Source organism: Staphylococcus sp. FSL W8-1270, assembly GCF_038007165.1.
Classification (GTDB): Bacteria; Bacillota; Bacilli; order Staphylococcales; family Staphylococcaceae; genus Staphylococcus; species Staphylococcus hominis.
Genome location: NZ_JBBOWQ010000001.1, coordinates 642,411 through 665,029, shown reverse-complemented (window position 1 = coordinate 665,029; position 22,619 = coordinate 642,411). Strand labels below are relative to the sequence as shown.

The window sequence follows — 22,619 nt, the reverse complement described above, 5'->3', positions numbered from 1 at the left end:
TCCTTAATTATTTTTCTTCAACTGTTAATAAGTGTTTAACTTTGTTGATTTGCCCACGAATTGCAGGGTTATCTTCAACAACTACTGAACTATTAGTCTTTTTAAGACCTAACGCTTCAACAGTTTTACGTTGTGTTTCAGGACGACCAATAACACTACGAGTGAGGGTAATTTGTAATTTAGCCATTATTTATTTTCCCTCCTTAATTATATAATTCTTCTACTGATTTGCCACGTAATTTCGCAACATCTTCAGCGTTTTTAAGGTTTTGTAAACCATTTAATGTCGCACGTACCATGTTGATAGGTGTATTTGAACCTAATGATTTACTTAAGATATCAGTGATACCTGCTAATTCTAATACGGCACGTACTGGACCACCAGCGATAACTCCTGTACCAGGTGCAGCTGGTTTCATAAATACGCTACCAGAACCATAACGGCCAGTGATAGTGTGAGGAGTTGTTCCTTCTACACGTGGAACTACTACTAAATCTTTTTTAGCTGCTTCTACAGCTTTTTTAATAGCTTCTGGTACCTCTTGAGCTTTACCAGTACCGAAACCTACACGACCATTTTTATCTCCTACTACTACTAATGCAGTGAAACGGAAACGACGTCCACCTTTAACAACTTTAGCAACACGATTAATTGTAACAACGCGTTCTTCAAATTCTTTCGTTTCTTCTTCTCTACGAGCCATGTATTTGTCCCTCCTTTAAATTAAAATTCTAATCCGTTTTCTCTCGCAGCTTCAGCTAACGCTTTAACGCGACCATGATATAAATAGCCACCACGATCAAATACGATTTCTTTGATACCTTTATCTGAAGCTTTTTTAGCGATTACTTCACCAACTTTAGTTGATAAATCAACTTTAGAAGTAGAATCACTAGCGATATCTTTATCTTGAGATGAAGCTTGTACTAAAGTTTCACCTTTAACATCATCAATAATTTGTGCATAAATATGTTTGTTTGAACGGTATACATTTAAACGTGGTTTTTCAGCTGTACCTGATAATTTAGTACGCACACGAGCATGTCTTTTCAAACGCACTTTGTTTTTATCAATTTTACTGATCATTGTATTACTCCTTTCTTTAGAGAGTTATCTATTATTTACCAGTTTTACCTTCTTTACGGCGAACATATTCACCTTGGTAACGGATACCTTTTCCTTTATAAGGTTCTGGAGGTCTTACTGAACGAATATTAGAAGCGATAGCTCCAACTTGTTCTTTAGATACACCAGATACTGTAACAGTTGTATTTTTCTCTACTGCGAAAGTAATGCCATCTTCAGCTTTAATTTCAACAGGATGAGAGTAACCAACGTTTAATACTAAGTCATTACCTTGCATTTGAGCACGGTAACCTACACCAACAAGTTCAAGAGTTTTAACAAAACCTTGAGAAACACCTTGTACCATATTATTTAATAACGCACGAGTTGTACCGTGAACTGTTCTATCTTCTTTAGAATCAGTAGGTCTTACAACTTCTAGAGTGTTTTCATCTTGTTTAAAAGTCATTCTTTCATCAAAAGTTCTAGTTAATTCACCTTTAGGACCTTTTACAGTAGCTGTTTGTCCGTCAAAAGTTACTGTAACGTCACTAGGGATGTCAATAATTTTCTTACCAACACGACTCATGTTATGGCACCTCCTTATTTATTATTACCAAACGTATGCGATGATTTCTCCACCAACGTTACGTTTTCTAGCTTCTTTATCAGTGATAACACCTTCAGAAGTTGAAACTAATGCGATACCTAAACCATTTAATACTTTAGGCACTTCGTTCGCTTTAGCATATACACGTAAACCTGGTTTTGAGATACGTTTTAATCCTGTGATAACACGTTCATTATTTTGACCATATTTTAAGAATAAACGAATAACACCTTGTTTATCATCTTCAACGTATTCTACGTTTTTAATGAAACCTTCATTTTTTAAGATTTCAGCAATTTGTTTTTTAATATTTGATGCAGGTAATTCTAATTTCTCGTGACGCACCATGTTTGCGTTTCTTACACGAGTAAGCATATCTGCGATTGGATCTGTCATAGTCATTTATTGTTGCCTCCTTTCAAACTCTTTTATCTTACCAGCTAGCTTTACGTACGCCAGGAATTTGGCCTTTATAAGCTAATTCACGGAAACAAATACGGCATAATTTAAATTTACGATATACAGAATGTGGACGACCACAGCGTTCACAACGAGTATATTCACGTACTGCATATTTTTGTTTTTTCTGTTGCTTAGCAACCATAGAAGTTTTAGCCACTTAATTAGCCTCCTTTTAGAGATTATTTACGAAATGGCATACCGAAGTTTGTTAACAATTCACGAGCTTCCTCGTCAGTGTTAGCAGTTGTTACGATAACAATATCCATTCCTCTTACTTTACTTACTTTATCATAATCGATTTCTGGGAAAATTAATTGTTCTTTAATTCCTAAAGTGTAGTTACCACGACCATCGAAAGCTGTTTTAGAAACACCTTGGAAGTCACGTACACGAGGTAATGAAACTGCGATTAATTTATCTAAGAATTCATACATTCTTTCTCCGCGAAGTGTTACTTTTGCACCGATTGGCATACCTTCACGTAAACGGAATGTTGCAACTGATTTTTTTGCTTTAGTGATTAATGGTTTTTGTCCAGTGATTAATTCTAACTCTTCAACAGCATTATCTAACACTTTAGAGTTTTGAACTGCATCACCAACACCCATATTTACAACGATTTTTTCGATTTTTGGTACTTCCATTACTGAACTATAGTTGAATTTTTTAACTAAGTTTTGAGTAACTTCAGTATTATATCTTTCTTTTAAACGGTTCAAAGTGGATCCTCCTTTCAACTAGTTATTAATTATTAGATTTGATTTCTTCGCCAGATTTTTTAGCGATACGAACTTTTTTACCATCTACAAATTTGTAACCAACACGAGTTGGTTCATTTGTTTTAGGATCTAATAATTGTACGTTAGAAACATGGATTGCTGCCTCTGTTTCTAAGATTCCACCTTCAGGATTTAATTGAGTTGGTTTTTGGTGTTTTTTAATAACGTTAACACCTTCCACAACGACGCGGTCTTTTTTAGGTTCAGTAGCGATTACTTTACCTTCTTTACCTTTATCTTTACCTGCGATAACTTTAACGTTGTCACCTTTTTTGATATGCATGTGGGCACCTCCTTAAATATTATGGTTTTAATAAATTATAGTACTTCTGGTGCTAATGATACGATTTTCATGAAGTTACCTTCACGTAATTCACGAGCAACAGGACCAAAGATACGAGTACCACGTGGGCCTTTGTCATCACGAATAATGACACATGCATTTTCATCAAATTTGATATAAGAACCATCGTTACGACGTACGCCTGATTTAGTTCTAACAACAACAGCTTTCACAACGTCGCCTTTTTTAACAACGCCACCTGGTGTTGCATTTTTAACAGTACATACGATGATATCGCCAATGTTCGCTGTTTTGCGACCAGATCCACCTAATACTTTGATTGTAAGTACTTCACGAGCACCAGAGTTGTCTGCTACTTTTAAACGCGTTTCTTGTTGGATCATTAGTTAAACCTCCCTTATCTCTAATCTTGTATTAAATAATTACTGATTCTTCAACAATTTCTACTAAACGGAAACGTTTTGATGCTGATAAAGGACGAGTTTCTTGAATTCTAACAATATCTCCTAATTTAGCTGAATTGTTTTCATCATGAGTTTTATATTTTTTAGAGTATTTTACTCGTTTACCGTATAATTTGTGTGTTTTGTAAGTTTCAACAAGTACAGTAATTGTTTTGTCCATTTTATCAGAAACAACTTTACCTACATAAACTTTACGATCGTTTCTTTCACTCACTTTTGTAACCTCCTCTTTCTTATACTTTATTGATTAGCTTTACTTTGTTCAATTTCTCTTTCACGAGCAACAGTTTTTAGACGTGCAATTGTTTTTCTAACTGTACGAATACGTGCAGTTTCTTCTAATTGACCTGTAGCTAACTGAAAGCGTAGGTTAAAAAGCTCTTCTTTTGAAGATTTGATTTGTTCTTCGATTTCTGAAGTGGTTAAGTCTCTAATTTCCTTAGCTTTCATTTGTTTCACCACCCAATTCTTCACGTTTTACAAACTTAGTTTTTACTGGAAGTTTGTGACTTGCTAAACGTAATGCTTCACGAGCTACATCTTCAGATACACCAGCGATTTCAAATAAAATACGACCTGGTTTTACAACTGCGATCCAGCCTTCAACAGCACCTTTACCAGCACCCATACGTACTTCTAAAGGTTTTTTAGTGTAAGGCGTATGTGGGAAGATTTTAATCCAAACTTTCCCGCCACGTTTCATGTAACGTGTCATAGCGATACGAGCAGATTCGATTTGACGAGATGTGATCCAAGAAGTTGTTGTAGCTTGTAAACCATACTCACCAAATGTTACAAAGTTACCGCCTTTAGAACGACCAGTTGTTTTTGGACGATGTTGACGACGATATTTAACACGTTTTGGTAGTAACATTATTATTTTCCTCCTTCACTAGTATTCTTAGTAGGAAGAACTTCACCACGATAAATCCATACTTTAACACCTAATTTACCATAAGTAGTGTCTGCTTCAGCATGTGCATAATCAATGTCAGCACGTAAAGTATGAAGTGGAACAGTTCCTTCTGAATATTGTTCAGCACGAGCAATGTCAGCTCCGCCTAAACGACCTGATACTTGAGTTTTGATACCTTTTGCACCAAGTTTCATAGCTCTTGTAATAGCTTGTTTTTGTACACGACGGAATGAAGCACGATTTTCTAATTGACGTGCGATATTTTCTGCTACTAAACGAGCATCCATATCAACTTTTTTAATTTCCACAACGTTGATGTGTACTTTTTTATCAGTTAAGTTATTTAATTTATTACGAAGTTTTTCAATTTCTGAACCGCCTTTACCAATTACCATACCAGGTTTACCAGTGTGGATTGCGATGTTAATACGGTTAGCAGCACGTTCAATGTCAACGTGAGAAACTGACGCTTCTTTTAATTCGTTATCAATGAATTTACGGATTCTTAAATCTTCGTGTAATAAAGAAGCGAAATCTTTTTCAGCGTACCATTTAGCTTCCCAATCACGGATAACTCCAACACGAAGTCCGATAGGATTAATTTTTTGACCCACAGTATTCCCTCCTTAAATAGTTATTAAGCTTCTTTAGCTTCTTCTTTACCGTCACTTACGACGATTGTAATGTGGCTTGTACGTTTGTTGATTGCACTTGCACGACCTTGTGCACGTGGACGGAAACGTTTTAAAGTTGGTCCTTCATTTGCATATGCTTCTTTAACAACTAATTCATCTGTATTCATGTCATAGTTATGTTCAGCATTTGCTAAAGCGGACATTAATACTTTTTCAATTACTGGTGATGAAGCTTTATTAGTTAATTTTAAAATAGCAATAGCTTCTCCAGCATTTTTACCTCTAATTAAGTCAAGAACTAATCTTACTTTACGAGGTGCGATTCTGATTGTTCTAGCAACCGCTTTTGCTTCCATTAGGATATCCTCCTCTACTTATATATATTATTATCTACTAGTTTTTTTATCGTCAGCTGCATGTCCTTTAAATGTACGAGTTGGAGCAAATTCACCTAATTTGTGACCAACCATATCTTCAGTTACATAAACAGGTACATGTTTACGACCATCATATACTGCAAAAGTATGACCGATGAAATTTGGGAAAATTGTAGAACGACGTGACCATGTTTTGATTACTTGTTTCTTTTCACTTCCGTCTTGAGCTTCTACTTTTTTCATTAAATGATCATCAACGAAAGGTCCTTTTTTAATACTACGAGCCATTTGGGCGCCTCCCTTCTTATTGTGTGCGTGCAGCTGTTAAGCCGCACACTCAAATAAGTTGTTATTATTTTCTCTTACGTCCACGAACGATAAGTTTATCAGATGATTTTTTACCGCGACGTGTTTTCTTACCAAGCGTTGGTTTACCCCATGGTGACATTGGAGATGGTCTACCGATAGGAGCACGACCTTCACCACCACCGTGTGGGTGATCGTTAGGGTTCATTACAGAACCACGAACTGTTGGACGGATACCTTTCCATCTTGAACGACCAGCTTTACCAGCGTTAACAAGTTCATGTTGTAAGTTACCAACTTGACCGATTGTAGCACGGCAAGTAGATAAAATCATACGTACCTCACCAGAACGTAATCTGATTAATACATATTTACCTTCTTTACCAAGTACTTGTGAACTTGCACCTGCTGAACGAGCAATTTGTCCACCTTTACCAGGTTTTAATTCGATATTATGAATTACAGTACCAACTGGAATATTTTGTAATGGTAAAGCATTACCAACTTTGATATCTGCTTCAGCACCACTTTCAACTGTTTGGCCTACTTGTAATCCTTTTGGTGCAATAATGTAACGTTTTTCACCATCAGCATATACTAATAAAGCAATGTTAGCTGAACGGTTTGGATCATATTGAATTGAATCAACTTTAGCAGTGATTCCGTCTTTATTACGTTTGAAGTCAATTACACGATATTGACGTTTATGTCCTCCACCATGGTGACGAACTGTTAATTTACCTTGATTGTTACGACCCGCTTTTTTCGGTAGCGGTTGTAATAATGACTTTTCAGGTGTAGTCTTCGTGATTTCAGCGAAGTCTAACGTAGTCATATTACGACGACCATTTGTAATTGGCTTATATTTTTTAAGAGCCATTGTCGCTTACCTCCTTAATGGTAATATTATTTTATTTTAGTTGAATAAGTCGATTGAACCTTCTTTAAGTTTTACAATCGCTTTTCTTCTTTTATTTGTATAGCCTTGATAACGGCCCATACGTTTTTTCTTTGGTTTGTAGTTGATGATATTTACACTTTCAACTTTAACGTCGAAAATTTCTTCAACTGCAATTTTAACTTGAGTTTTGTTAGCACGAGTATCTACGTCAAAAGTATATTTATCTTCAGCCATTGCTTCAGAAGATTTTTCAGTGATTACGGGGCGCTTAAGAACATCTCTAGCTTCCATTATCCGAGCACCTCCTCAACTTTTTTCGCAGCTGATTCAGTAATGATTACACTGTCAGCGCTAGTGATATCTAATACGTTTAATCCTTGAGCAGTACTTACTTGTACGCCAGGAATATTACGTGCAGATAATTCAACATTTACATCTTCGTTTTCTGTTACTACTAACACTTTTTTAGGTTGTTCAAGTGTAGTTAAAACATTTTTAAATTCTTTTGTTTTTGGTGCATCAAAACCAAAAGTATCAACGATTGTAAAGTTGTTTTCTTGAACTTTGAAAGATAATGCAGAACGTAATGCTAAACGACGCATTTTCTTAGGCATTTTGTATGAATAGCTTCTTGGAGTTGGTCCGAAAACGATACCACCACCACGCCATTGTGGAGCACGGATTGTACCTTGACGTGCACGTCCTGTACCTTTTTGTCTCCATGGTTTACGTCCACCACCACGAACAGCTGAACGATTTTTCACTGCGTGTGTACCTTGACGTAAAGAAGCACGTTGTAAATTGATTGCTTCGAAAAGAACACTGTTGTTTGGTTCGATTGCGAAAACTGAATCGCTTAATTCAACTGAACCAGATTTTGATCCGTCTACTTTTAATACATCATAATTAGCCATTATGCTTTTTCCTCCTTTCGCTACTTATTATTTATTACCTTTTTTAATTGAAGATTTAATTTCTACAAAACCTTTTTTAGGTCCAGGTACATTACCTTTTACTAAAATAACATTGTTATCAGTATCAACTTGAACAACTTCTAAGTTTTGAACTGTAACTGTGTTACCGCCCATACGTCCAGGCATTTTTTGACCTTTAAATACTCTTGAAGCATCTGAAGCCATACCTACTGAACCTGGTGCTCTGTGGAAATGAGAACCGTGAGCCATTGGTCCACGACCTTGACCATGACGTTTAATTGCACCTTGGAAACCTTTACCTTTTGAAGTTCCTGTAACATCAATAATGTCTCCAGCTTCAAAAGTATCTACTGTGACTTCTTGACCTACTTCGTATTCATCAACATTAACGTTTCTGAATTCACGAATGAAGCGCTTAGGTGCTGCGCCAGCTTTTTTAGCGTGACCTTCAGCTGGTTTATTTGCATATTTATTTGATTTAGCATCTTTTTTATATGCTTGTTTGTCTGCAAAACCTACTTGGATAGCATTGTAGCCATCAACTTCTTCAGTTTTCTTTTGTAATACTACGTTTTGATTTGCTTCTACTACTGTAACAGGGATTAATTCACCGTTTTCTCCGAATACTTGTGTCATCCCAATTTTTCTTCCTAAGATTCCTTTGGTCATCGAAAGTCCACCTCCTAAATTGATCTATTATAATTTAATTTCGATGTCTACACCAGATGGTAAGTTTAAGCCCATTAAAGCATCAACTGTTTTTGGTGTTGGGTTAACAATGTCGATTAAACGTTTGTGTGTACGTTGTTCGAATTGTTCACGAGAATCTTTATACTTGTGCACCGCACGAATAATTGTATAAACAGATTTTTCTGTTGGTAACGGAATTGGTCCAGATACATCTGCACCAGAACGTTTAGCAGTTTCAACAATCTTTTCTGCTGATTGATCAATTACACGGTGATCATAAGCTTTTAATCTGATTCTGATTTTTTGTTTTGCCATAATTTTCCCTCCTTGTTCGTCTACATTGAAGTGATAGACTTCTCCACGAAAACTATCTCACACAACGCCATGGCAAAGCGGCCGGGTGTGTCAGTAACCTTTCGCTTCATCGCTTTCTTCAAGTCCAACATTAAATATGTTACAAGAAAAACACTGATAAATCAAGGTTTTTCTTTAACTTTTTTTATTTACGTCTAACACATACTTAAGTATTGTACTGGAAATTTTTATGTAGTTCAACCATTTTGAGTAAATTTTTTCCCTTTTTTCTATAAACCTTTATAATAGATATAGAGAGTAATGAATTTTGAAATTATAGCTATACATTTTTAATGCTAATTTATTTTAAAATTCATGAACTTTATCGGAGGTGAATATAATATAAATGAAAAGAAATGTGAAACTTACTTTAGCAATTATTAGTATCTTCTTAATAGCTAGTGAATTTTTCTATGGTATTCCTTTTTTAGGAGGCTCAGTTATTCTTGGGTTTGGTTGGCAACCTTTATTATTAAATGCTTTACTTTATCTTATTTTAGGAATCATTCTATTAGTAGATTCTCAAAACACAATTAAGCCAATGGCAATGATTCCATTTATTGGATTAATTGGATCATTTGTTGCTTTTCTACCTATTATTGGTATGTTTACGCATTGGATACTATTTTTCTTAATGGTATTCTTTATATTTGTTGTACTCAACGCCCCAACTTACATTCCTAATAAAGATTCTAAAGTTATTTATACACAATACAAAAAAGATGATAAAAATAATTAATAATTTCAATATTAAAAAGACACATTTAATTCAAAAATTAAATGTGTCTTTTTATGTCTAACCGTGTACAAACACGAAGTATAAAATAAATAATACCATTAATACATACATGATAGGATGAACTTCTTTATGTTTTTTAGTAATTAACATTGTTATTGGATAGAAGATAAACCCACATGCAATACCTGTAGCAATTGAATATGATAAAGGCATCATAATGATTGTAATGAATGCTGGTACTGCTACTTCAAATTTTTTCCAATTAATTTCAGCAAAGTTTGCCGCCATTAAAATACCAACTACAACTAACGCTGGTGTTGTTACTGCACTTGTAACGACTTCGATTAGCGGACTAAAGAATAATGCTAATAAGAAACAAAAACCAGTTATGATACTTGCAAAACCTGTACGTGCTCCTACTGCAACACCAGAAGTAGATTCAATATAAGAGGTTGTTGTTGTTGTACCAAAAATAGCTCCAACAATTGTAGCAAGCGAGTCTGCAAATAATGCTCTTCCAGCCCTTGGTAATTTATTGTCTTTCATTATACCTGCTTGGGTTGCTACTGCTACTAAAGTACCTGCAGTATCAAAGAAATCAATAAAGAAGAACGTTAAAATAACAATAAGAAATTGGATTGTAAATAATTGGCCTGGATCTTTAAATGCTTCAAAAGCTGCTCCAAATGTAGGTGTAATACTTGGAATTTTACCTACAATACCTGATGGTGTATGAATTTGACCCGTAATCATCCCTACAATTGCAGTTATAATCATACCAATAAAGATTGAACCTGGAACCTTTCTAGCATATAAAATGATTGTTATAGCAATCCCAAATATAGCTAAAAGTACTGATGGTTTAGTTAAATGACCTAATGTTACAAGCGTTGAATCATTTTTTACAATAATACCTGCACTTTGTAAACCTACAAAAGTAATAAATAGCCCTATACCTGCCGAAACCGCCATTTTCATTTCATAGGGTATTGCATTAATAATTATTTCCCTCAATCCAGTTGCTGTTAATATCGCAAAGAATATACCTGAAAACAGCACACCTGTTAAACCGATTTGCCAAGGAATTCCCATTGTTAAAACAACTGTAAATGCAAAGAACGCATTTAACCCCATCCCTGGGGCAAGCGCAATCGGATATCTTGCAATCAGTCCCATGAATAAAGATCCTACAAAGGCTGCTAATGCTGTCGCTACAAAAATGGCACCTTGATCCATTTTCATATCACCAGATATACCTTTAACACCTGCTAAACTTAAGACTTGAGGATTCACGGCTAATATATAAGCCATTGATAAGAAAGTTGTGATACCACCGATGATTTCTCTTTTGTAGTTAGTACCATACTCGTCGAATTGGAAGTATTTTTTCACAGCTTTAAACTCCTTTTTTTGAAATACTTTAATAGTTTAATATTACTTACTTAAAAAAACAATACTAAAAGCGAACTTTTATCGACTTATTTCATTATAAGTTCGATTTTAGTTAAAATTTTAAGTTCTTTAATGCATCTTTAAAAGGATTATTATCCAATTCATCATGATTATTCATATATTTTTTCATATCTTTTTTAGAAACTTTACCATTATTTTTATTTTTCAATCGTTGATCCATTTGTGCTTGGGTTTCAGTATGACCGCATACACATCGGTAGACCGCTTCTTTTCCTCTTCCAAACAATGTCATTTTCTTTTTACAGTTAGGACAACGTGCATTCGTTTTACGTTGAATATTCTTTTTAGTGTGACAGCTAGGGTCTTGACACACTAGCATTTGACCGTTTTTAGTTTTTACTTTTATCATAAATTTACCGCAATTGGGACATTCAGTAGAAGTTAAATTATCATGTTTATATTTTTGATCACTATGTTTGATTTGCCCAACAATTTCTTTAGTAAAATCTTTCATCTCATTAATAAATTGTTTAGCGTTATATTTACCTTTCTCAATAGAAAGTAATTTTTCTTCCCATTCTGCAGTCATTAAAGGAGAAGTCAGCGCTTTAGGAGAAAGCTCTAATATTTGTTTTCCTTTAGATGTCACTTTTAATTTTCCATCTTTTGATTCTATTGCATTAATATTGAATAGTTTTTCAATAATATCTGCACGCGTCGCTACTGTTCCAATTCCTCCCGTCTTATGAAGGGTATTAGCGTACTTTTTGTCATTCAATTGAATATAATTTTGTGGGTTTTCCATCGCCTTAAGTAAGCTACCTTCATTGAAATATTCAGGAGGTGTTGTTTCATGTTCGCTTACTTTGACTTGTTGTACATGATAGGTCTCATCCTTGCTAAAAGTGATAGTCTTATTAGCAGTTGAATCATTGTTACTAAGTGCTTTAAATCCTAATTTACGTGTGACGTTTTTGGCATGTTTAAATTGATATTCTCCTACTTTTAAAATAACCTGTGTCGCTTCATACTGATAAGGATCCATTAATGTTTCTAAAAATCGTTGTGCAACCATTAAATATAGTTTTGTTTCTCTGTTAGTTAATGTATCAAAGTTGGGTCTAATTTCAGTTGGGATAATCGCATGATGGTCTGACACTTTTTGATTATTAAAAATATGCATCTTAGTTGTAAATGACTTAGTCAATAACTGACGAGCATGTGATTTATAATCAGTCGCTAATAAGGCTTGGAGACGTTCTTGTATGGTATCTGTCATATCGTTAGACAAGTAGTTAGAATCTGTTCTTGGATATGTTAATAGTTTATGACGTTCATAAAGACTCTGTAAGGTATTTAAAGTTTCTTTGGGTCCCATTTTAAATCGCTGGTATGATGCTTGTTGTAAATCAGTTAAATTATATAAAGGTTTTGCGTAAGATTTTTTTTGCTTAATTGAAACATCTTCAATCTGACCTGATTGTCCTTCTATTTTTTTAGATAATTTTTGTATTTCTTCTTTATTAGTAAATCTTTGATTCGTTTGAATATCAAATATAGCGTCATTTACATTTAAAGAAAGTGTGTAATACTTTTGAGGTTTAAAATGATTAATTTCTTGTTGTCGATGATAAACCAGTTGAATCGTTGGTGTTTGTACTCTTCCTAATGAAAGTTGAGCATCATATTTAGTTGTCAGTGCTCTAGTAGCATTAATACCCACTATCCAGTCCGCTTCACTTCGTGCAAGAGCTGCTTGATACAAGTGATTATATTCACGTCCATCTTTTAAATGTTTAAAGCCTTGTTGTATTGCTTTTTTAGTCACCGAACTAATCCATAAACGTTTAATTGGCTTTTTATTTTTTACTTTATCTAAGATGAGACGTGCTACTAGTTCTCCTTCACGTCCAGCATCTGTAGCAATAATAATGTCTTTCACATCTTTATTTAATATTAAAGATTTTACAATTTTAAATTGTTTACTTGTCTTACCTATGACCACAGTATGCATTTGCTTAGGTAATATAGGTAAATCTTCTAATTTCCATTCTTTATATGTTTTATCATAATGTTCTGGTTGCGCATTTGTTACTAAATGACCTAAAGCCCATGTCACTATATAGCAATGATTTGCAATATATCCATTATGTTTTTCTTTAATATTTAGTGCTTCTGCAATATCTCTCGCTACTGAGGGTTTTTCCGCTAGAATTAATGATTTCATTCAAATTTCCTTTCGCATTCTTACTTTTTATTTTCATACGTTTAATATTGTAACATGTATAGCAATAGTGTTACTTTCCATCTCAACTTATTAATTTAAAGTAAAACCCCTATATTAAATTCAGCTTACTAAAATACTTAGGCTATACATTTTTATAATATTAGTCTTTTATATTTTATAAAAAAATGAGCAATTGCGTTTTATATCAATCACAAATAATATAAAATATTCACCAAGTGTTATGGAAAGGAAAGCACTTATTTTTGAAAAGGAGAGTGAGTAATAAATGCAGATTATTAACATATTAATCGCCTTATTACCTGCATTATTTTGGGGAAGTCTCGTATTAATCAATGTATTTGTAGGAGGAGGTCCATACAATCAAATTAGAGGTACAACGTTAGGTACATTGGTTATTGGTTTAATCTTACTTCTTACAGGTCATGCACAATTTGATAACCCTACTGTCATCATTGTAGGGTTAATTTCTGGTGCAATGTGGGCATTCGGTCAAGGAACTCAATTACAATCTGTTAACCTTGTCGGCGTATCTAAAACAATGCCTATTTCTACTGGTTTACAATTAGTAGGTACAACTTTATTTAGTGCTATCTTTTTAGGTGAATGGAGTACTGGATTACAAGTTACTTTAGGACTTATTGCAATGGTTTTATTAGTAACAGGGATTGCCCTTACATCACTAAAAGGAAAAAATGAGCGTTCTACAAAAGATCCTAATTTTAGTAAAGCAATGGTGATTCTAGTTGTAGGTACATTAGGTTATGTAGGTTATGTAGTAATCGGGAATATATTTGGCGTAAATGGTACTGATGCCTTATTCTTCCAATCAGTTGGTATGGCTATTGGTGGATTTTTACTTTCAATGAGACATGAAACAAATATTAAATCTACCACACTTAATATTATTCCAGGGATTGTTTGGGGAATAGGTAACTTATTTATGTTCTATTCTCAACCTAAAGTTGGTGTAGCAACAAGTTTCTCATTATCACAATTATTAGTTATAGTTTCTACTCTTGGTGGTATATTCTTATTAGGTGAGAAAAAAGATCGACGCCAAATGATTGGGATTTGGTCAGGTATTGCGTTGATTATCATCGCAGCAATTATATTAGGAAACTTAAAATAAGTATATTGAGGAGGTCATACAATGTTTTCTGAATTAGAAAATAAAGTTGTTGTTATTACTGGCTCTGGCAGTGGCATAGGAAAAGCAATGGCGGAAGTTTTTGGTAAAGAAAAAGCGAAAGTAGTCTTAAATTATAGATCAGAAAGTCATATGAAAGAACTTGATGCCCTTCAAGAAACAATCAAAAAATCTGGCGGTGACTCAATTACGGTGCAAGCCGATGTTTCAGTCGAAGAAGATGTGAAACGATTAGTAGAAACGGCTGTTAAAGAATTTGGAACAATTGATATCATGATTAATAATGCTGGTTTTGAAAAAGCCACTCCAAGTCATGAAATGTCTATGGCTGAATGGCAAAAAGTTCTTGATATTAACTTAACTGGTGCATTTATTGGTTCACGTGAAGCGGTAAAACAATTTTTAAAAGAAGATAAGAAAGGTATTATTATTAATACTTCAAGCGTGCATGATACCATTCCTTGGCCAAATTACGTTAACTATGCTGCAAGTAAAGGCGGTCTTAAGTTAATGATGGAAACAATGTCAATGGAATATGCCCAACATGGCATTCGTATTAATAATATCTCTCCAGGTGCCGTTGTGACTGAGCATACAAAAGAAAAATTCTCTGATCCAAAAACACGTGCCGAAACATTAGAAATGATTCCAGCTAGAGAAATCGGTGATGCAAAAGATGTAGCAAACGGTGCATTGTTCTTAGCTTCTAATTTAGCTAGTTATGTTCATGGAACAACATTATATGTTGATGGTGGTATGATGAACTATCCTGCATTTATGGGTGGAAAAGGGTGATCATACTATAAAGTAAAAAAGCAAGCGATGATTAAAAATCGCTTGCTTTTTTCATATATATAGTTTTTATACAAAGATAGCTTGATAAATATATATAATAATAATACTTATCACAATAGAAATATTAGTAACCATTCCAACTAATGGCAATGTTTTATATTTAAACTGAATTGAATATGGAATAATTGCCACACCCACAGGAAGTAACCATGTAATTAATAACGTTGTTTTAATCATATCATCCGATGTTGGTAAGAAAAAGTGGACTAATAAACCAGCAATACATCCAAGTCCGTAATGGACAATTAAATATTTCACTGCAATTGGTAAAAATTGTTTTTCAATTCTGAAGCTCAACATAATTCCAAGTAAAATCATTGATAGTGGCATGTTTGCTTTAGAAATAATGGTAAAAAAGTCAATTGAAGCTTTTGGTAAATGAATATTAGCCATATTAAGTATAAACATTACAATATAAGTAACGAGTGGTACTGAAGAAATTAACTTTTTCCCTAAAAATTTGAAATTAAATTGATCGCTTCCTTCACTGTAATAACTACCTACAAAGTAAGTGACTCCAAACATAATAATTGCCCCACCGATATCGGCCATACCAAAATAAATCATACCATTTTTAGGCCAAATTGTTTCTACAAGTGGATAAGCAAATAAACCAATGTTTAATGACGCTGCCATCATACCTACTGAACCCTTGACATGATTATCATATTTTCTAAATAATGCAACCATAATTACTTTGGCTAATATGCCATAGATGAGCATCATAATTGGTAAAATAGAAAATGATAAATCAAGATTCGCACTATTTAAATTGACAATAACTAAAGAAGGTAATGTGACATTCAATACAAGCGTAGACAATACTTGACTATCTGCAGATTTAATAAAATTAATACGTTTAAGTAAGTAACCTAATGCAATTAACAAAATAATTATTATAAATTGCTCAGTCACAATTCATCCCTTCTTCCCTAATATTCCATTACAACTAATTACTCTAACACAATTAACAGTATTTTTAGAAGTTACTTGTTTCATGCTATAATCATTACTAATCATATTAATAAATAAGGAGTTCGACTAGACATGGACTTAGAATCACAATTAGCTGAGCTTAAATACGATTATATTCGTTTACAAAATGATTTAGAGAAAAAAGAATCACTAAATCAACAGATTGATCCTTTAGTAAAACAATTAGAAGAAATTGAAAAAGAAATTTCAGATATACGTTCAAAATTACGTCAGAAATAATTTTTCAATATATCTAGGCATTAAAGTTCATGAATGCTATGATATTAGTCGTAATAGAAAGGATGTCATCAAGTGAAAATATACTTAATTTTATTACCCATATTGTATCTTATTGTGAGTTATATCAGTATTTTTAAAATGAAATCAATGTTCGTACATATTTTACGTATTATTATGGGAATATTATTATTATTTGTAGTAGCTATCACTACGATCCAATTTCCTAGTGAAAATTGGTGGGTATTTGTTGTATTGCTTCTTCTTGTAGGAAATGTAGAAGTTACAGCTTTTAAAGCACTTAAAAACGATTATAAAGGTGTTTCAATTTTAAATATTATATCTATTATTATTTTTGTAATATATATTATTTTAACTTTTACTATGTATTAATAAAAAAGCAATTGAACGTATGTGCATACGTCTCAATTGCTTTTTTTGACTTATCCTAAATTTATCTTTATTTACGTGTAAGTTTGTTTTTTAAAGTAAAGAGTATTTCATAGATAACTGGCACTACGATTAAGGTTAGTAGTGTTGATGATACTAATCCACCTATGACTGTAGCGGCCATTCCTTTAGAAATTAGAATTGAACTATTTTGCCCAAATAATAATGGTAATAATGCACCGATTGTTGCAACTGCAGTCATCAAAATAGGTCTAATTCGGGTTCCACCCGCTTCAATTAAAGCTTCTTTCATTAACATACCTTGTTGTTCATTTGAAATCACTCTATCAATTAATACAATTGCGTTTGTAACAACAATACCAATTAACATCAACATACCAATTAAACTTGGTACTGAAATGGTTTCTCCGGTAATCAATAATGCAAATACTATACCAATAGCTGTAAATGGTAATGAGAATAGAATTGTAAATGGTGCTAAACCACCTTTGAATGTGATAACCAACACAAGATACACAATAACAATAGCAATAAGCATTGCAAAAGCGAGTTGGCTCATAGCTGTATTAATATCATCTGTTGCACCACCAACATTAAACTTAACGTTATTAGGTTTATCAATTGTATTGATTTCACGCATCACTTTACTAGAAGTTCCACCAACATCAGAAGCGGTAATTTTACCTGAAATTGTTGTAGCATAATCGCCATCTTCTTGAACAAGTTTACTTGGTGTTGTTGTTTTGTTTAGACGTGCAATATCTTTTAATTTAACAGTTTCTCCACTTGGTGCATGTAAGTCGATGTTTTCTAGTTTATTTTGAGACCAATTTGTTTGTTTATTCTGTTTTACTTTTACATCTATATTATTACCATTTTCTTTAACAGTTGTAATTGTTTTTTCTGGTAAGTTCTCATTTAAATTCAATGCTAATTGTGCAGCTGAAATACCTTTATCTGTTGCTTTATTTTGATCTACTTTGATTTCATATTGATCATAGGTTTGTGATAAATCTGAATTGACATCTGCTACACCTTTAATGGATTTCATTTTATTTTCAACTTTAGTTACTGTACTTCTAATTGCATCAGTAGAAGGTCCTTTAACAGTTACGTCCACTGAATTGTTTCCAGCTCCTGTACCTAAGTCTTGATTTTTCCATTTACCTGGGTTTTTCATTTTAGAAAGATGTGTAACCACTTTATCTGGTTCTTCCTCAAAGTGCGGCGTATCCGAATCATATTCCACCATAATAGCCATGCTATTCGTACTTCCCGTTGGATCTGCTGGAGAAGGTCCCCCTACAGAAAATTGAACTGTTTTAACTTTATCTTTACTTTGAAGGTATTTTTGAGCTTTTTCAGCATGTTTAAGTACTGCTTCTTCAGTTTCTCCTGGTTTAGGTGTATAAGTTAACGCTAAAAACTTATCTTCCCCTGTAGAAATATAACTTGTTCCTAATTTAGCTGCACCAATTCCTATACTCGCAATTAATATAACAATACTAATAATAAGAACAAGCCATTTATGATTAAGCGACCAACCAAGTACTCGTTTATATCCCTTACTAATCCCTCCTAATTTATTTTCTTCATTAACATTGCCCTTTATGTTTATTCCATTTTTAAAGAATGTTGAGGCAAGGGCTGGCACAACAGTAATAGAAACAAGAAGCGAAGCCAGTAAACTAAATGTGATAGCTAACGCAAATGGTCGGAACATTTCACCTACTGAGCCGGAAACAAAAGCTAGCGGTAAGAAAACTATAATTGTAACAATCGTAGAAGATAAAATAGGTTTAAATACCTCTCTCGTTGCACTAATAACTAAATTGTTCCCTTTTAATTGTTCACTTGGATCTGATAATCGTCGATAGATATTTTCTACTACAACAATAGAATCATCTATGACCCGACCAATCGCAATCGTCAATGCACCTAAAGTTAAAATATTAAGTGATACATTACTTAATTTCAGTGCAATAAGTGCAATCAAAATAGATAACGGAATTGAAACGATAGATATCGCTGTTGTTTTAATATTTCTTAAGAATAATAAAATAACAATAATTGCGACGATGGTACCTAATGCCGCTTTTTCAATCATAGTATATAATGAATCTTCAATTGGTTTAGCTGTGTCCATTGTTTTTGTAGCTTTGATATCACTATTATTCTTAACAAACTCGTCTATTTTCTTTTGCGTTGCTCTAGCCACTTGAACTGTATTTGCATCTTGTGCTTTCATTACTTGTACGTTTACTGCGTCTTTACCATTTGTTTTTGAAATAGAATCTCGTTCATCGCCCACAGTGATGTTAGCTAAATTTTTAAGTGGCACGCTTGGCATTTGACCATTTGTTCCTTTTAAAGAGCTATTCGTTTGCGATTGACTTGCACTAGATGATTGACTACCCTCTTGGCCAGTACTACTAATACTATTATCGTTAGAATCACTTGATTGTCCTTGGCCTGCTATAGAAAGCGGGATTTTTAAATCTTTTAATGCACTGACTGATTTAAATTGACCATCCACAACAAGGGATTTTTCATTATTTTCAAATTGGAATAAACCGAGTGGTGTTTCTCTTGTCGCTGTCTTAATGTAATTTTCAACATCCTCCGCAGATAACCTTACTTTATCCAATTCCTTTTGTTTAAATTTTAAAGTAACTTGACGGGTAGTTTGTCCATTCAGTTGTGCACTTTGAACACCATCAACAGTTTGAAGTTTAGGTATTAATTGTTCATTAATTTCCTTTGTAGTAGTTCTTAAGTCATTACTTTCATTTGTAAATGAGTAAGCTACAATAGGAAAAGCATCGATGGAATTACGTATTAATTCTGGTTCACTTACTCCATCCTTAAAATCGATTTTGTCTATTTCTTTTTTCAGTACTTCTTCAGCTTTATCCATGTCAGTTCCGTTGTTATATTCAACTTTCACAATTGAAGCATTAGATATCGATTGTGTTTCTACACTTTTTACATAAGCGAGTGATCTGACTTGTTTATCAATTTTCGAGCTAATTTCATCTTGTGTCGTTTGAGGTGTAGCGCCTGGCATCGTCGTTTGGACAGAAATAATTGGGTTTTCAACATCAGGTAATAATTCTAATTTAAGTTTAGCACTTGAATATATGCCACCTATAATAACTAAAAGAACCATTAAGAAAATAGCAAACTTATTACCTAATGAAAATTGAAGCATCTTTTTAATCATTTAGTTATTTCTCCTATAATAAGTTATTAATATTGGTAAAAAAATCTGAACGTTTCTTCATAGAATCGTTCAGACTAAATACTGTATCTACAATACTGTAAATTAATTATTTACGTTTTAATTTGCGAGAGAGTTTAATTTTGGCTTTTGTAAGTCTTGGTTTAACTTGTTCGATTAATTGATATAACGGTTGATTTAAGACATAATCAAACTCACCAATTTTTTCACTTAAATAAGTGCCCCATACACGTTTAAAAGCCCATAATCCATAGTGTTCAGAATCTTTTGATGGATTATTATCTGTGCCACCAAAGTCATACGTTGTTGCACCATGATCTCTTGCGTATTTCATCATTTCATATTGCATATGATGGTTCGGTAAGAAATCACGATAATCATTTGAAGAAGCTCCATATAAGTAATATGATTTTTTACCTGCAAACATAAGTAATGCGCCTGATAAATATACGCCTTCTGGATGTTCTTGATTTAATCTTTCTAAATCTTCTTTTAATTCAGTTGTCTTAGAAATCTTATTTTTTACATCATTTAATTTGTTAGCTGTTTTTTTATCATTTGGACGTGCTTCTGACTTCGCTTCTAGTTTAGCTTTTTCTGCTTCTTGAGCTTCTAGATCTTTATTCGTTTCATCAAGCACTTGTTGTGGCTCTAATTTCACTAAGAATAATTCTGCATCCCCATCTTCATGTAATGAGTCATAAATATTCTCAAAATAGCTAATATCACGTGTTAAGAAGCCATCACGTTCACCCGTAATTTGCATTAATTTCGCAAATGTTTTAAGCCCTTCACGATTTGAGTGTTCAACTTTAGTACCTCGTTTAAGCGCCAATCTAACTTTAGAACGATTACGACGTTCAAAGTTTTGAATAATTTCATCATCCGTCTTATCAATAGGTGTAATCATTGTCATACGAGGTTGAATATAGTCTTTTGATAATCCTTCTTTAAACCCTTTATGTTTAAATCCAAGCATTCTTAAATTTTTAAGTGCTTCTGTGCCATGTTCTACTTCAACATCTGGATCAATCTTAATCGCATACGCTTTTTCTTCTTTAGCGATTTTTTTTGTTTCATTTAAAAGTGCTCTCAGTACATCTCTATTATTATAATCGGCTACGAATCCACGTGATACATAACATAATGTAAATGGTAACTTCGGTATCTTTTTAAATAATAACTGTCCTACACCTTTAATTTCACCATTTTCACCTACTGCCACACGTTTTGAATACCATCCAGTTAAGCGCTTTGTCTCTGCCCACTTTGTCAGTTGCAATAAATCACCATTCGGATGAGTTTTTACAAATTCGTCATGTTCCTGATTTGTGATATTCATCTTTTCCATGCTATATAAAACTCCTTTATCTTTGCATTACTTATCATTATACATTGTAGATTTGAGAGTGTCGACAAACTCATAATAGAAGTTGAATTTTCTTCAAAAAGCTATTCTTTTTGTTATACTTAATGAATGAAAAACACTACTATTTTTTATTAAAGAGGTTTTTAAAATTGAGAAATATAATTTTACTTATATTTATTGTATGTAATGCTATTGCAATAATTTATACAATGGCTCATCCTTTAACTATAAATTTTTTTAGTCTGAGAGTGATGTTTGTCGCTTTATCACTTGTACTTACCATTTTATTTATATTATTAAAAACAAATCGTTTTTCTTTAATATTAAGCTTAATCTCTCTAGTACTAGTTTTTATTCATATTGCTTTTATCGCACATAGTACTTATACCTATCTATTTAATTAGTTCCTTCATTCGGTTCGAAACGATATTTGGCTCCTTTAATAATAATTGAATAAGGAGTCGTAGTTTCATTATCTTTAAAAACAATGGTATTGTATCCAGATTGAGCCGCATCTTGAATCCGATAAACGATAGTATCCCCCTCTAATTTTAAGTCAGTGTAGTTCTCATTTTCTTCTATAATGTCCATATTAAACCAGCTTTGCCACTTAGTTAAGGTTTTAGAGCGTTTAGAACTATCTATAATAATTTTATCAATTTTAAATTGTTTCTGAAAAAATGAGTCTAAATTTTGCATATGATCGACTTTATTTTTATTCCACTCAATAAAAAAAGGTGGCCTAACCATATAGTCGGGATCAGCGATATAGAGTAACTTCCATCTTATCTTTTCACCCTTTTTATCTTCTCTGTCCATATGTATAGGACCAATCGTATCAATATGACGTTCGTTTAAAGATTGTTTTACCCTCTCTATATCTTCCGTTCTAAATGCCATTGTTTTAAATCCTTGCTTAAAATCATCTTGAACAATTTTCGTTGCAAAAGCGACTCTACCCTCTTCAGTTTTAGCTTCTTTCTTTAACTTTTCGACATCTTCAACATCTAAGAGTTCGATGTAATTTCCATTTATATAAGTTAAACGATTGAAAGTGCCATATTGATGATGCTTGCCTCCAGAATGAATTTTTAATAACTCACCTGGATATTTAAATCCTTTTAATTGATCGACGTAATGAATCATATGATCAAATTTCAACTTCATTTATCAATATCCCCTTTA

The 22,619-nt window shown here is 33.1% G+C and carries 31 protein-coding genes; 5 read left to right on the top strand and 26 right to left on the bottom strand.

The window, feature by feature from the left end; all coding sequences use genetic code 11:
* Positions 1-7: 7 nt before the first annotated feature.
* The 20 genes from rpmD to rpsJ all read right to left on the bottom strand — a co-directional run bounded on the left by rpmD (position 8) and on the right by rpsJ (position 8,760).
* Positions 8-187 (bottom strand): 50S ribosomal protein L30, encoded by a 180-nt coding sequence (rpmD, locus tag NSU06_RS03110; RefSeq protein ID WP_001096576.1) that lies wholly within the window; start codon positions 185-187, stop codon positions 8-10.
* Between the two features lie 16 nt (positions 188-203).
* Positions 204-704 carry a 30S ribosomal protein S5 gene (gene rpsE / locus NSU06_RS03105; RefSeq protein ID WP_002448405.1) on the bottom strand — a complete coding sequence of 167 codons (501 nt, stop codon included), beginning with the start codon at positions 702-704 and terminating at the stop codon, positions 204-206.
* 20 nt (positions 705-724) lie between these two features.
* The gene (gene rplR / locus NSU06_RS03100) at positions 725-1,087 is read right to left on the bottom strand and encodes a 50S ribosomal protein L18 (protein WP_017174843.1); all 363 of its coding nucleotides are present in this window, start codon (positions 1,085-1,087) and stop codon (positions 725-727) included.
* Positions 1,088-1,118: 31 nt separating this feature from the next.
* Positions 1,119-1,655: a 50S ribosomal protein L6 gene (rplF, locus tag NSU06_RS03095; protein ID WP_002448579.1), complete on the bottom strand. Its 537-nt coding sequence runs from the start codon at positions 1,653-1,655 to the stop codon at positions 1,119-1,121.
* A gap of 24 nt (positions 1,656-1,679) precedes the next feature.
* Positions 1,680-2,078, bottom strand: coding sequence for a 30S ribosomal protein S8 (gene rpsH, locus NSU06_RS03090; protein WP_002448514.1), 399 nt, complete (start codon positions 2,076-2,078; stop codon positions 1,680-1,682).
* A gap of 31 nt (positions 2,079-2,109) precedes the next feature.
* Positions 2,110-2,295 carry a type Z 30S ribosomal protein S14 gene (locus NSU06_RS03085; RefSeq protein WP_001140799.1) on the bottom strand — a complete coding sequence of 62 codons (186 nt, stop codon included), beginning with the start codon at positions 2,293-2,295 and terminating at the stop codon, positions 2,110-2,112.
* 22 nt (positions 2,296-2,317) lie between these two features.
* On the bottom strand, positions 2,318-2,857 hold the full coding sequence (rplE, locus tag NSU06_RS03080) for a 50S ribosomal protein L5 (protein WP_002448593.1): 540 nt from the start codon (positions 2,855-2,857) through the stop codon (positions 2,318-2,320).
* A gap of 25 nt (positions 2,858-2,882) precedes the next feature.
* Positions 2,883-3,200 carry a 50S ribosomal protein L24 gene (gene rplX, locus NSU06_RS03075; protein WP_002448459.1) on the bottom strand — a complete coding sequence of 106 codons (318 nt, stop codon included), beginning with the start codon at positions 3,198-3,200 and terminating at the stop codon, positions 2,883-2,885.
* Between the two features lie 35 nt (positions 3,201-3,235).
* A complete protein-coding gene (gene rplN / locus NSU06_RS03070) occupies positions 3,236-3,604 on the bottom strand; it encodes a 50S ribosomal protein L14 (protein ID WP_002432661.1) in 369 nt (122 codons plus the stop codon).
* Between the two features lie 31 nt (positions 3,605-3,635).
* Positions 3,636-3,899: a 30S ribosomal protein S17 gene (gene rpsQ / locus NSU06_RS03065; RefSeq protein WP_002448443.1), complete on the bottom strand. Its 264-nt coding sequence runs from the start codon at positions 3,897-3,899 to the stop codon at positions 3,636-3,638.
* 26 nt (positions 3,900-3,925) lie between these two features.
* Positions 3,926-4,135 carry a 50S ribosomal protein L29 gene (rpmC, locus tag NSU06_RS03060; RefSeq protein WP_000644737.1) on the bottom strand — a complete coding sequence of 70 codons (210 nt, stop codon included), beginning with the start codon at positions 4,133-4,135 and terminating at the stop codon, positions 3,926-3,928.
* Positions 4,125-4,559 (bottom strand): 50S ribosomal protein L16, encoded by a 435-nt coding sequence (rplP, locus tag NSU06_RS03055; protein WP_002448374.1) that lies wholly within the window; start codon positions 4,557-4,559, stop codon positions 4,125-4,127. Before rplP ends, rpmC begins: the two co-directional genes overlap by 11 nt.
* Before the next feature lie 2 nt (positions 4,560-4,561).
* On the bottom strand, positions 4,562-5,215 hold the full coding sequence (gene rpsC / locus NSU06_RS03050) for a 30S ribosomal protein S3 (protein WP_017174845.1): 654 nt from the start codon (positions 5,213-5,215) through the stop codon (positions 4,562-4,564).
* Between the two features lie 23 nt (positions 5,216-5,238).
* Positions 5,239-5,592, bottom strand: coding sequence for a 50S ribosomal protein L22 (rplV, locus tag NSU06_RS03045; RefSeq protein WP_001829734.1), 354 nt, complete (start codon positions 5,590-5,592; stop codon positions 5,239-5,241).
* 30 nt (positions 5,593-5,622) lie between these two features.
* Positions 5,623-5,901: a 30S ribosomal protein S19 gene (gene rpsS, locus NSU06_RS03040; protein ID WP_002448348.1), complete on the bottom strand. Its 279-nt coding sequence runs from the start codon at positions 5,899-5,901 to the stop codon at positions 5,623-5,625.
* 64 nt (positions 5,902-5,965) lie between these two features.
* Positions 5,966-6,799 (bottom strand): 50S ribosomal protein L2, encoded by an 834-nt coding sequence (gene rplB, locus NSU06_RS03035; protein ID WP_002448473.1) that lies wholly within the window; start codon positions 6,797-6,799, stop codon positions 5,966-5,968.
* A gap of 36 nt (positions 6,800-6,835) precedes the next feature.
* A complete protein-coding gene (rplW, locus tag NSU06_RS03030) occupies positions 6,836-7,111 on the bottom strand; it encodes a 50S ribosomal protein L23 (protein ID WP_002448403.1) in 276 nt (91 codons plus the stop codon).
* A complete protein-coding gene (gene rplD, locus NSU06_RS03025; protein ID WP_002448327.1) occupies positions 7,111-7,734 on the bottom strand; it encodes a 50S ribosomal protein L4 in 624 nt (207 codons plus the stop codon). The genes rplW and rplD overlap by 1 nt, the downstream gene beginning before the upstream one ends.
* 27 nt (positions 7,735-7,761) lie before the next feature.
* Entirely contained in the window at positions 7,762-8,424 is a 663-nt protein-coding gene (gene rplC, locus NSU06_RS03020) for a 50S ribosomal protein L3 (protein WP_002448523.1), read from the bottom strand.
* 27 nt (positions 8,425-8,451) lie between these two features.
* Positions 8,452-8,760: a 30S ribosomal protein S10 gene (gene rpsJ, locus NSU06_RS03015; protein ID WP_001118667.1), complete on the bottom strand. Its 309-nt coding sequence runs from the start codon at positions 8,758-8,760 to the stop codon at positions 8,452-8,454.
* A 385-nt stretch (positions 8,761-9,145) separates the two neighbouring features.
* Between rpsJ and NSU06_RS03010 the strand changes: the two genes are divergently transcribed.
* A complete protein-coding gene (locus NSU06_RS03010) occupies positions 9,146-9,538 on the top strand; it encodes a hypothetical protein (protein ID WP_017174846.1) in 393 nt (130 codons plus the stop codon).
* Positions 9,539-9,595: 57 nt separating this feature from the next.
* Here NSU06_RS03010 and NSU06_RS03005 read toward each other — a convergent pair whose 3' ends face one another.
* Both NSU06_RS03005 and NSU06_RS03000 read right to left on the bottom strand, forming a co-directional pair.
* Positions 9,596-10,930 carry an NCS2 family permease gene (locus tag NSU06_RS03005; protein ID WP_002448576.1) on the bottom strand — a complete coding sequence of 445 codons (1,335 nt, stop codon included), beginning with the start codon at positions 10,928-10,930 and terminating at the stop codon, positions 9,596-9,598.
* A 112-nt stretch (positions 10,931-11,042) separates the two neighbouring features.
* Positions 11,043-13,178, bottom strand: a complete 2,136-nt coding sequence (locus tag NSU06_RS03000) for a DNA topoisomerase III (protein WP_150885425.1) — start codon at positions 13,176-13,178, stop codon at positions 11,043-11,045.
* A 286-nt stretch (positions 13,179-13,464) separates the two neighbouring features.
* Here NSU06_RS03000 and NSU06_RS02995 point away from each other — a divergent pair, with 286 nt between their 5' ends.
* On the top strand, positions 13,465-14,328 hold the full coding sequence (locus NSU06_RS02995; RefSeq protein ID WP_017174849.1) for a GRP family sugar transporter: 864 nt from the start codon (positions 13,465-13,467) through the stop codon (positions 14,326-14,328).
* 21 nt (positions 14,329-14,349) lie between these two features.
* Complete coding sequence (locus NSU06_RS02990; protein ID WP_019834801.1) at positions 14,350-15,141, top strand: glucose 1-dehydrogenase; 792 nt, start codon at positions 14,350-14,352, stop codon at positions 15,139-15,141.
* 66 nt (positions 15,142-15,207) lie between these two features.
* Here NSU06_RS02990 and NSU06_RS02985 read toward each other — a convergent pair whose 3' ends face one another.
* Positions 15,208-16,116: an AEC family transporter gene (locus tag NSU06_RS02985; RefSeq protein ID WP_017174851.1), complete on the bottom strand. Its 909-nt coding sequence runs from the start codon at positions 16,114-16,116 to the stop codon at positions 15,208-15,210.
* Between the two features lie 132 nt (positions 16,117-16,248).
* Here NSU06_RS02985 and NSU06_RS02980 point away from each other — a divergent pair, with 132 nt between their 5' ends.
* Together NSU06_RS02980 and mspA are read left to right on the top strand one after the other, a co-directional pair.
* Positions 16,249-16,416, top strand: coding sequence for an SE1832 family protein (locus NSU06_RS02980; protein ID WP_017174852.1), 168 nt, complete (start codon positions 16,249-16,251; stop codon positions 16,414-16,416).
* Positions 16,417-16,488: 72 nt separating this feature from the next.
* On the top strand, positions 16,489-16,806 hold the full coding sequence (gene mspA, locus NSU06_RS02975; RefSeq protein WP_017174853.1) for a membrane stabilizing protein MspA: 318 nt from the start codon (positions 16,489-16,491) through the stop codon (positions 16,804-16,806).
* 67 nt (positions 16,807-16,873) lie between these two features.
* Here the strand turns inward: mspA and NSU06_RS02970 are convergent, their stop codons facing one another.
* From NSU06_RS02970 to NSU06_RS02960, 3 genes are all read right to left on the bottom strand, one after another.
* The gene (locus tag NSU06_RS02970) at positions 16,874-20,047 is read right to left on the bottom strand and encodes an efflux RND transporter permease subunit (protein WP_070436303.1); all 3,174 of its coding nucleotides are present in this window, start codon (positions 20,045-20,047) and stop codon (positions 16,874-16,876) included.
* A gap of 106 nt (positions 20,048-20,153) precedes the next feature.
* Positions 20,154-21,416: a lipid II:glycine glycyltransferase FemX gene (locus tag NSU06_RS02965; RefSeq protein WP_049415605.1), complete on the bottom strand. Its 1,263-nt coding sequence runs from the start codon at positions 21,414-21,416 to the stop codon at positions 20,154-20,156.
* A gap of 414 nt (positions 21,417-21,830) precedes the next feature.
* Entirely contained in the window at positions 21,831-22,601 is a 771-nt protein-coding gene (locus NSU06_RS02960; protein ID WP_019834797.1) for a VOC family protein, read from the bottom strand.
* Positions 22,602-22,619: the final 18 nt, after the last annotated feature.

Excerpts from the sequence above, each read along its gene's own strand:
- NSU06_RS02965 (WP_049415605.1), bottom strand. The coding sequence starts at position 21,416 with ATGGAAAAGATGAATATCACAAATCAGGAACATGACGAATTTGTAAAA.
- NSU06_RS02990 (WP_019834801.1), top strand. The coding sequence starts at position 14,350 with ATGTTTTCTGAATTAGAAAATAAAGTTGTTGTTATTACTGGCTCTGGC.
- rpmD (WP_001096576.1), bottom strand. The coding sequence starts at position 187 with ATGGCTAAATTACAAATTACCCTCACTCGTAGTGTTATTGGTCGTCCT.
- NSU06_RS02980 (WP_017174852.1), top strand. The coding sequence starts at position 16,249 with ATGGACTTAGAATCACAATTAGCTGAGCTTAAATACGATTATATTCGT.
- rpsH (WP_002448514.1), bottom strand. The coding sequence starts at position 2,078 with ATGACTATGACAGATCCAATCGCAGATATGCTTACTCGTGTAAGAAAC.
- rplX (WP_002448459.1), bottom strand. The coding sequence starts at position 3,200 with ATGCATATCAAAAAAGGTGACAACGTTAAAGTTATCGCAGGTAAAGAT.
- rplN (WP_002432661.1), bottom strand. The coding sequence starts at position 3,604 with ATGATCCAACAAGAAACGCGTTTAAAAGTAGCAGACAACTCTGGTGCT.
- rpmC (WP_000644737.1), bottom strand. The coding sequence starts at position 4,135 with ATGAAAGCTAAGGAAATTAGAGACTTAACCACTTCAGAAATCGAAGAA.
- NSU06_RS02960 (WP_019834797.1), bottom strand. The coding sequence starts at position 22,601 with ATGAAGTTGAAATTTGATCATATGATTCATTACGTCGATCAATTAAAA.
- rpsS (WP_002448348.1), bottom strand. The coding sequence starts at position 5,901 with ATGGCTCGTAGTATTAAAAAAGGACCTTTCGTTGATGATCATTTAATG.
- NSU06_RS03010 (WP_017174846.1), top strand. The coding sequence starts at position 9,146 with ATGAAAAGAAATGTGAAACTTACTTTAGCAATTATTAGTATCTTCTTA.
- rpsE (WP_002448405.1), bottom strand. The coding sequence starts at position 704 with ATGGCTCGTAGAGAAGAAGAAACGAAAGAATTTGAAGAACGCGTTGTT.
- rplW (WP_002448403.1), bottom strand. The coding sequence starts at position 7,111 with ATGGAAGCTAGAGATGTTCTTAAGCGCCCCGTAATCACTGAAAAATCT.
- rplR (WP_017174843.1), bottom strand. The coding sequence starts at position 1,087 with ATGATCAGTAAAATTGATAAAAACAAAGTGCGTTTGAAAAGACATGCT.
- rpsJ (WP_001118667.1), bottom strand. The coding sequence starts at position 8,760 with ATGGCAAAACAAAAAATCAGAATCAGATTAAAAGCTTATGATCACCGT.
- NSU06_RS03000 (WP_150885425.1), bottom strand. The coding sequence starts at position 13,178 with ATGAAATCATTAATTCTAGCGGAAAAACCCTCAGTAGCGAGAGATATT.
- rplD (WP_002448327.1), bottom strand. The coding sequence starts at position 7,734 with ATGGCTAATTATGATGTATTAAAAGTAGACGGATCAAAATCTGGTTCA.
- NSU06_RS02995 (WP_017174849.1), top strand. The coding sequence starts at position 13,465 with ATGCAGATTATTAACATATTAATCGCCTTATTACCTGCATTATTTTGG.
- rplF (WP_002448579.1), bottom strand. The coding sequence starts at position 1,655 with ATGAGTCGTGTTGGTAAGAAAATTATTGACATCCCTAGTGACGTTACA.
- rplP (WP_002448374.1), bottom strand. The coding sequence starts at position 4,559 with ATGTTACTACCAAAACGTGTTAAATATCGTCGTCAACATCGTCCAAAA.
- rplV (WP_001829734.1), bottom strand. The coding sequence starts at position 5,592 with ATGGAAGCAAAAGCGGTTGCTAGAACAATCAGAATCGCACCTCGTAAA.
- rplB (WP_002448473.1), bottom strand. The coding sequence starts at position 6,799 with ATGGCTCTTAAAAAATATAAGCCAATTACAAATGGTCGTCGTAATATG.
- NSU06_RS02970 (WP_070436303.1), bottom strand. The coding sequence starts at position 20,047 with ATGATTAAAAAGATGCTTCAATTTTCATTAGGTAATAAGTTTGCTATT.
- rplC (WP_002448523.1), bottom strand. The coding sequence starts at position 8,424 with ATGACCAAAGGAATCTTAGGAAGAAAAATTGGGATGACACAAGTATTC.